Origin of the sequence: Anabaena sp. AL09 (assembly GCF_001672255.1) — a bacterium.
GTDB lineage: Bacteria > Cyanobacteriota > Cyanobacteriia > Cyanobacteriales > Nostocaceae > Dolichospermum > Dolichospermum lemmermannii.
The window spans coordinates 1-7,470 of sequence record NZ_LJOQ01000070.1 but is presented as its reverse complement, the minus strand read 5'-3'; the positions used below and the strand labels follow the sequence as shown (position 1 = coordinate 7,470).

Sequence of the window (7,470 nt, the reverse complement as noted above, 5' to 3'; positions counted from 1 at the left end):
GTCAGTTGATTGTTACTGAGGTAAAGCACGCTCAGATTGGAGAGTTGGGCAATGGCTTCTGGCAATGTTGTCAGTTGATTGTTACTGAGGTCAAGCACGCTCAGATTGGAGAGTTGGGCAATGGCTTCTGGCAATGTTGTCAGTTGATTGTTACTGAGGTAAAGCCTGCTCAGATTGGAGAGTTGGGCAATGGCTTCTGGCAATGTTGTCAGTTGATTGTTTCTGAGGTAAAGCCTGCTCAGATTGGAGAGTTGGGCAATGGCTTCTGGCAATGTTGTCAGTTGATTGTTTCTGAGGTCAAGCACGCTCAGATTGGAGAGTTGGGCAATGGCTTCTGGCAATGTTGTCAGTTGATTGTCACTGAGGTAAAGCCCGCTCAGATTGGAGAGTTGGGCAATGGCTTCTGGCAATGTTGTCAGTTGATTGTTTCTGAGGTCTAATGTAGTTTCTTTGTTTCTAGCAGCCTTTTCAATGATTTGCAGCAGTTCTTGATCAGTCATGGCTAGACACCAACAGAGAAGAAAAAAGATTAGTATAAATCATATAGCATTTCCTAGTCTAATTAACTACAAAATTATCTGCGTCCATCTGCGTCCATCTGCGTTTAATTATTTCCGCTTCTAACCCGATAGAATGGGAATTATTATATTGTTAAAAAAATAAGCAATATTTCGGTTTAATAGATAAGTAAGTAAACGGAAAAAAACCATAACAAAAAGTCAAATTACCCAAAACCTCTTCCCTGTTATCTTGTCATAAAGACAATTTTCAACCCCAACCTACTTAGTAATTAAACGACTCCTACGATCATCTCATCAACTCACCGATTCTTGCGCTTCCCGATACAATCTTTTAGCTATCCGAAATAACTCTTGTCCTGTGTGTAAATAGCGATGATCATAGCTTAATGGGAAGTACGCTAATTCCTCTATTCCATCTCCCACTTGACTCATACAATAGTAAATATGGGCTGCTGCTGCTGCAAAACTAGCAGGATTTGGCAAAGAACGAAACTTAATTTGTGCGTCCTTCAAATCTTCCCGACAGGATGCTAAATAATCTTGAAATTCGTCTAAAAGATCATCATCAAAAGGATCGGCTGCTAACTCCTCAATTTGTGATTCTAAAGAATTAAGAATTGTACAAAGTATCCGATTTACTGGTTTATAAACTAAACGTAACCATTCCTCAATATTCTCATCAATATCTTTTCTTGTTTTCCTAGTTGCTTTGTAATGTTGTTGAGCAGATTCTGCACGTTTTTGGCGAACATGATGAAATTGTTGCTGACTGTGACGAAGTTTCTCATCATAATCAAGACGACTTTTACTATCACTTAAAACTTCATAGGCAGCATTAACACGAATAATTTGCTCATTATCTGTAATGTCTTGATTACTATCAGGATGAAAAATTTTCACCAAGCGGCGATAAGCTTGTTTAATCTCCGCTTGACTGGCATGATTACTAACTTTGAGGGTATCGTAGTGGTTAAAATCGGACATGAATCCAATAGATTGTTAATTGGTACTAGTTGCGGTTTTCGCTTCTAGGTCTTGGAATAAAGGTGTACTTAAATATCTCTCACCGAAACTAGGCTGAATCATCACAATTAAGCGTCCCTGATTTTCAGGACGTTGGGCGACCCGAACCGCCGCACAAAGGGCTGCACCAGTGGAGATTCCAGACAATAATCCTTCCTCCCTGGCTAATCTGCGACCAAAGGCGATCGCATCCTCATCAGTAACCGTAATTACCTCATCAATCAATTCTAACTTTAACACTTGGGGAATAAAACCCGCCCCAATGCCCTGAATTTTATGGGGACCCGGTTTACCTCCCGATAATATCGGGCTATTAGCTGGTTCGACAGCGATCGCCTGAAAACTTGGTTTCCGGGCCTTCAAAACTTCCGCCACCCCAGTAATCGTCCCCCCAGTCCCCACACCCGCCACAATCATATCCACCAATCCATCCGTATCCTCCCAAATTTCCTCCGCCGTAGTTTCCCGATGAATTTGGGCATTAGCCGGATTGCGGAACTGTTGCAACATATAAGAGTATGGTGTTCTATCCACAATCTCCTGCGCCCGCCGAATCGCCCCACTCATCCCCGCAATTCCCGGAGTGAGTTCCAATTGGGCCCCATAAGCCCTTAACATCGCCCGCCGTTCCGCACTCATCGTTTCCGGCATTGTTAAAATTAATTGATACCCCTTGGCCGCCGCCGCCATTGCCAAAGCAATGCCCGTATTTCCCGATGTTGGTTCCACCAGAATCGTCTTCCCAGGGGCAATTAATCCTTCCTTCTCAGCCGCAGTAATCATACTTACCCCAATGCGGTCTTTCACCGATGACGAAGGGTTCATACTTTCCAATTTCACGAGAATTGTAGCCACACAACCTAATTCTTGAGGAATCCGGTTTAGCTTAACTAGAGGTGTCCGTCCCACCAACTCCGTAATATTTTCAACAATCCGCATGATAAATTTTTATGCCTTCAAATGTAGTACATGATATCCAACTGCTTCCGGGAATCCCGTTTTTCACAAAGATCCTGAAGCGAATAATTTTGTAACACTGAATTTGCCGCCTGACGTGCTTCTTGCCAAATTTCTGACACCACAGAATTATCTAACCTTGTGAGGTTAGTATTTTGTTCACCAGTCTGCACATCTAAACCTTCCAAACATTCTAATATCTCAAAGATACTAATTTTCCGAGGTTCTCGCGCCAATAAATAGCCGCCTTTTGAACCCCGTTGACTTTTAACTATACCCCCCCGCCGCAAAGTTGCTAACAGTTGTTCCAAATAGCGATCAGGTATCTTTTGTTGCAGAGCGATTTGCCGAATTTGCATCGGTTCACCGTTTTCATAATGAGTAGCCATCTCTAATAACGCCAAAATTGCGTATTCAGATTTACATGATAGTTCCACAAGCAATAATCCAAGATGAAAGTTGAAGCATGAAGTTGAGCAAAACCTTACAGTTAATCTCTTTTCCAGTATACTCCGGTTCTTAACTAGGGTTTTTCTCTCCACAAAAAAACCCCGCCGCATGGCAGGGTCAAATCACGTTTAAACTTATCAACAAACTTTTAACTATTTAGAAGCTAAAAGTTGTTCTGAGTGTACCGATAAAAGCATCATTGCTGTTAGTAGCTTGTCCAGGAGAAGTAACCCAAATAACTCCAGGAGTTACAGAGATATTTTCGGAAACGCGATACTTATAGAAGCCTTCAACTTGGTATGGAGTCTCTCTAGTCGTTCCTGCTAGTGAGTAAGGTTGAGCGCCACCGAAGATACCCAAGACGTTACCTTTCTTACCAAAATCAGGTAAAGCTAAACCAACTCCATAGCTCCAAGCTTCTTTATCATCATTAGCGCCGAAGCCTGTAACATCATGGTAGGAAACGAAACCACTCAAAGACAGTTTATCGCTAGGCTTGATAGCTGCGGAAATACCGTAGGAGTTACTGGAAGAGGCGCTAGTATTAGCGGGATTTACTCTGTCCACACCCAAACTATTTGCTTGTGAGGTACCGACTAAAGCACCACCATCCAGTCCTGAATCAAATAAGCTGCTACCTGCTTTATGATAACCATGTACATAAGTAGCAGCCAATGCAACGCGATTACCAACATTAAAGTTCAACTGACCTAATGCCGCATAGTTACCGTCGAATAATCCATTACCGGGGGCAGGATTAGCCGCATTTGAGCCAGTATTTGCGACTGTGTTATTTGAAGCCAAGTAACCTAATGTGATTGAACTTGGTTTCAAGAAACTACTACCAGGTTTACCAAACGGGACATTCAAGGCAATCCCAGAACCACCACCAATCCGGTAGATGGGGTTTTCAGAAGCAAAGGTACTTAAAGCCCCCTTACCACCATCTGTTTTATCAAAGAAGTAAGGATTGTTAACAGCCGCATAATCACTATGTTGCCCACCACTAGCTGAAAGATAAACTCTTGCAGGTCCTAGAGGAGCTTCATAAGTTAATTTGTCAATTTTAACGCTGTTAGCTCCAGTGCTACCGACTTCAAAGGTTTGTGTACCGACTCCGTTGCCAGGTACTTGAGAACCAGCAATAGAATTACCATTCTTGTCTTTTAAATCAAAGCCTGTGGCATTACCAGCAGCCAAACGGGTTGTTAATATATCTCTACCCGTAAAGCTGGTTTCCAAGCCTAAACGGACTCTATCTTGGAATACTGCCCGGTTAGCTTTGCCTGTCTCATTACTAAAAGCATCAGTGACAGCAAAAATAGCCTCACCTTTTAATTTAGTGGTAGTGGAGAATTGATTGGCTTCTAATTCAGCAGTCCGGCCTTCTAAAGCATCTACCCGGCCACGTAAAGTTGCCAATTCCGCAGAAAACTCTTCTTGTAAACGCTGTAATGTTGCTAGATCCTGTTTTGTCACCATATCAGCCGTTGCTGTGGCAATCAATTCATTCACACGATCTAAACAAGCATTCAAACCAGCCGCAAATTCGTAACGGCTTAAAGCCCGATTACCACGAAATGTGCCATTGGGATAACCCGCAATACAGCCGTAGCGTTCAACCAAGGACTGCAAAGCTTGGAATGCCCAATCTGTAGGTTGCACATCAGAGAACTGGGAAACTGATGTTACCTGATTTAAGGAAGTATTGTTTTCGTTGCTGTAACGGTTAACCTGAGCTAAAACTTGAGCTTCTTTGGTTTCTGTCGCCAATACTGCTGGCTGTTGGGAAACTTCTGCTGTAGAGGAAGTTTCAACTGATGATGCTCCCTTGGTGGTACTGGGTGCGGCTATTGCTGTTGAAGATACTAACAACGCTGCTCCCAAAATTGCTGGGCTAACCACCAGGGATTTCCACAAAATATTAGACATTTTTCCTTTTCTCCTCACACCTTATATGGATAACTTGAGTTCGCTATAGCTAACTGTTTACAAACGCGAAGTCTTGTTGAAACCTGTGTAATAGGCATGGCTGACACCAATGCCACAATCATAGCTTTCACAAGGCTAACAATTGATTAATTAATCGTTAAACTTCCATGCAATTAACTTATGCAAAAACTTTCTGACCATATCCTGCCATTATATTATAGTTTTTTCTAATAATCAACATAAGATTTTTTGATTAAGTAGATGTCAATTTTTCTAGTAGTATATTATCAGTTACACAAAGTAGATTTGACTTCTTTAAACTCATATCGAACTTTTCTTACACTGAAGATTAGCGAATAAGCTTCGGCATTGAAGAATTTAGACAAGTTTTGAAATATACTTTCAATCAAAACTTTTCCACATTAATTATCATAAGACCTCGCGGTAAGCGGGAAACTCAGTCACAAAGCGTGCTGAGAGGGAAGCGACACGGGCGGTTTTAACCGCCGTAATAATTAGACTTGTTGATCTTAGAATCAACTTAACTTTTTTAACAGTGCATTGTCCTAATCTTTTCCAATTAGCGTCACTAACAGAGACTGCTTTTTCAGTATCTCCGCTAACCCAACCAAAGAAAGTTTTACTTCCTTGAGTGGCTTCCACAAAGTCACCTTTTCTAAAGCCATGACGAGTTGTAGTGCCTCCATATTTCCGACGATTACCACCTTCACTAAAAGTCATTAAATGGAGTTGTCTACGACTAATTGGAGGACGACGCACAATGGTGAATTGAGACTCTGTGATATCAACCCCTCCTATCCAAGATGCGCCATGATTTTTAGCACCTTCCCACGTCTGGTATTTAACAAATTCAGAACTTGCTAAGGCAACCGCATCAACTGCGTGTGTTTCTGGTATTTGCAAAGATTTATCGGATTTTTCTTTATGCAATCCCAGGTACTTACGAAGGTTTGAGGTTTCCCAGCCCTTCTTTAAAACGACATTTGTAAGTTTTGATAGTCGGCTAATTTGGTATCTCTGTCCAACCATGACGGGACTAAAGCCTTTGTTACCTCGTGCTTCAACCTCTTCAATAACAACTGTTTTTATTGGGTAAAGTTGGAGGAGTAAACTAATTACTCGATATTCCAAGTCTTTGTTTGCTCTAATACTTGGAGGCAACTTTGAGCCACGACGATTATCAAATCTTGCTTGACGATGATTGCGTTTGTTGAATGATAGCTTTCTATTAATTCGCCTTCCTCGCCTATTACGCCGCATCATTGATCGTTGATCCATTCGGTCTTTGACCGTTTTGAAAGGCAAAACTAAATGCAACATTTGCAAGGTGAACTTTTTGGACTGAACCGCTATACCTGAAAAGAGTTTACCAGGGTCTAAACCAAGAACTATTTCTTGCGTTTCAGTATTACTTGATTCGGCTAATAACTGGACATAGAAAATGCCAAGTTTATCGAATTTGCCGATTGCTTTACCGCATTTTATCCATCGTCTTGCTCGACTAGGTTTAGTTGGCATTAATGGCGTATTGTCTACTGAAATTACGGGTACTCGCATCAAGAGATAATCCTTCGAGTAAAGTTTAATGTCCCTTCGCTCAACGCAATCAAGATGTCTTGGCTTTAACCAACGCTATTACAAGATAGCTTGAAGATAATCCGAACTAGAGAAGTATTCGGAAGTTCGTACCAAATTGCGTCTCAATGAGCTAGTCAAACACGTAAGTCTTGATTTCTTACAAGCTCAGTCCCTTTAGGGCTGAGTTATTGACTTGTTCGCAATAGCTGTTTTGTTTTCACTCCAAAAACCTGACAAATATAAATGATAGGCGATCGCTAACAAATGTTCCACAACAATAATTTACGCTGGTAATTGTTGTCAGCAAATATCTAAATATTGTCTTATGCTACTGGTTAAAAATTACTACTTAGTACCATAAAACAAAATCAAAAAATTAGATCAAACAAGCTTTTTCGGCTTTTTAAATAGTTAATTCACTGACTCGGTTGTGTACTTGTTTCAACCAAAAACCACCCTTAAAAACTATCCGCCCTGATTTAGATCAGATAATCTAAGTCAGGGCGGTCTAGCGGGTCTTCAAGTTGCAACCAGACTGCCGGAAGGAACTCCGATGTTAAGCCTAGTTAGTTGAGCTAACTTAGTATCTCAAGAGAACTAAAGCTAACTTTTAGAGAACAGCCCCGGCGCACAGCCGGCTAACTGCAACTTGACGACCCATGGGTATACTACTTTCTATCATGGGCATCACCTCCTTATTGCCTAAACGGTCTTAATTTCAAAAGGGGCAAAGCAAAATGCTTTGGTCTTGTAACCTGAGATTACTATAGCACAACTACAAAAATTTGCAATACCTGAATTTAAATTTCTGCCATAAAAAAACCCCTACCAATAGGTAGGGGCTAATTCAAAGATGATAGGTTTTAGAGAGCGTTACCGCGTGGTAATACTTCTTCAGGGAATACGAACTGTTCGTGGGGTTGATCTTGAGGAGCCATCCAAGCGCGGATACCCTCGTTTAGTAAAATGTTTTTGGTATAGAAAGTTT

At 41.3% G+C, this 7,470-nt stretch carries 6 protein-coding genes and 1 pseudogene; all 7 read right to left on the bottom strand.

Annotated features, from left to right (window positions below):
- Positions 1–500, bottom strand: a 500-nt coding sequence (locus tag AN490_RS13560) for a leucine-rich repeat domain-containing protein (protein ID WP_300004115.1), incomplete at its 3' end; no start/stop codon positions are given.
- Between the two features lie 315 nt (positions 501–815).
- Positions 816–1,505 carry a J domain-containing protein gene (locus AN490_RS13555; RefSeq protein ID WP_300004112.1) on the bottom strand — a complete coding sequence of 230 codons (690 nt, stop codon included), beginning with the start codon at positions 1,503–1,505 and terminating at the stop codon, positions 816–818.
- A 15-nt stretch (positions 1,506–1,520) separates the two neighbouring features.
- The gene (gene cysK, locus AN490_RS13550) at positions 1,521–2,483 is read right to left on the bottom strand and encodes a cysteine synthase A (protein WP_300004109.1); all 963 of its coding nucleotides are present in this window, start codon (positions 2,481–2,483) and stop codon (positions 1,521–1,523) included.
- Positions 2,484–2,500: 17 nt separating this feature from the next.
- Complete coding sequence (locus tag AN490_RS13545; protein ID WP_213717103.1) at positions 2,501–2,938, bottom strand: Rrf2 family transcriptional regulator; 438 nt, start codon at positions 2,936–2,938, stop codon at positions 2,501–2,503.
- Positions 2,939–3,107: 169 nt separating this feature from the next.
- Positions 3,108–4,883 carry an iron uptake porin gene (locus AN490_RS13540; protein WP_300004106.1) on the bottom strand — a complete coding sequence of 592 codons (1,776 nt, stop codon included), beginning with the start codon at positions 4,881–4,883 and terminating at the stop codon, positions 3,108–3,110.
- 429 nt (positions 4,884–5,312) lie between these two features.
- Positions 5,313–6,461, bottom strand: a complete 1,149-nt coding sequence (locus AN490_RS13535; protein WP_300004103.1) for an RRXRR domain-containing protein — start codon at positions 6,459–6,461, stop codon at positions 5,313–5,315.
- A gap of 884 nt (positions 6,462–7,345) precedes the next feature.
- Positions 7,346–7,470: pseudogene (locus AN490_RS13530) on the bottom strand (photosystem II D2 protein (photosystem q(a) protein)); the annotation flags it as partial.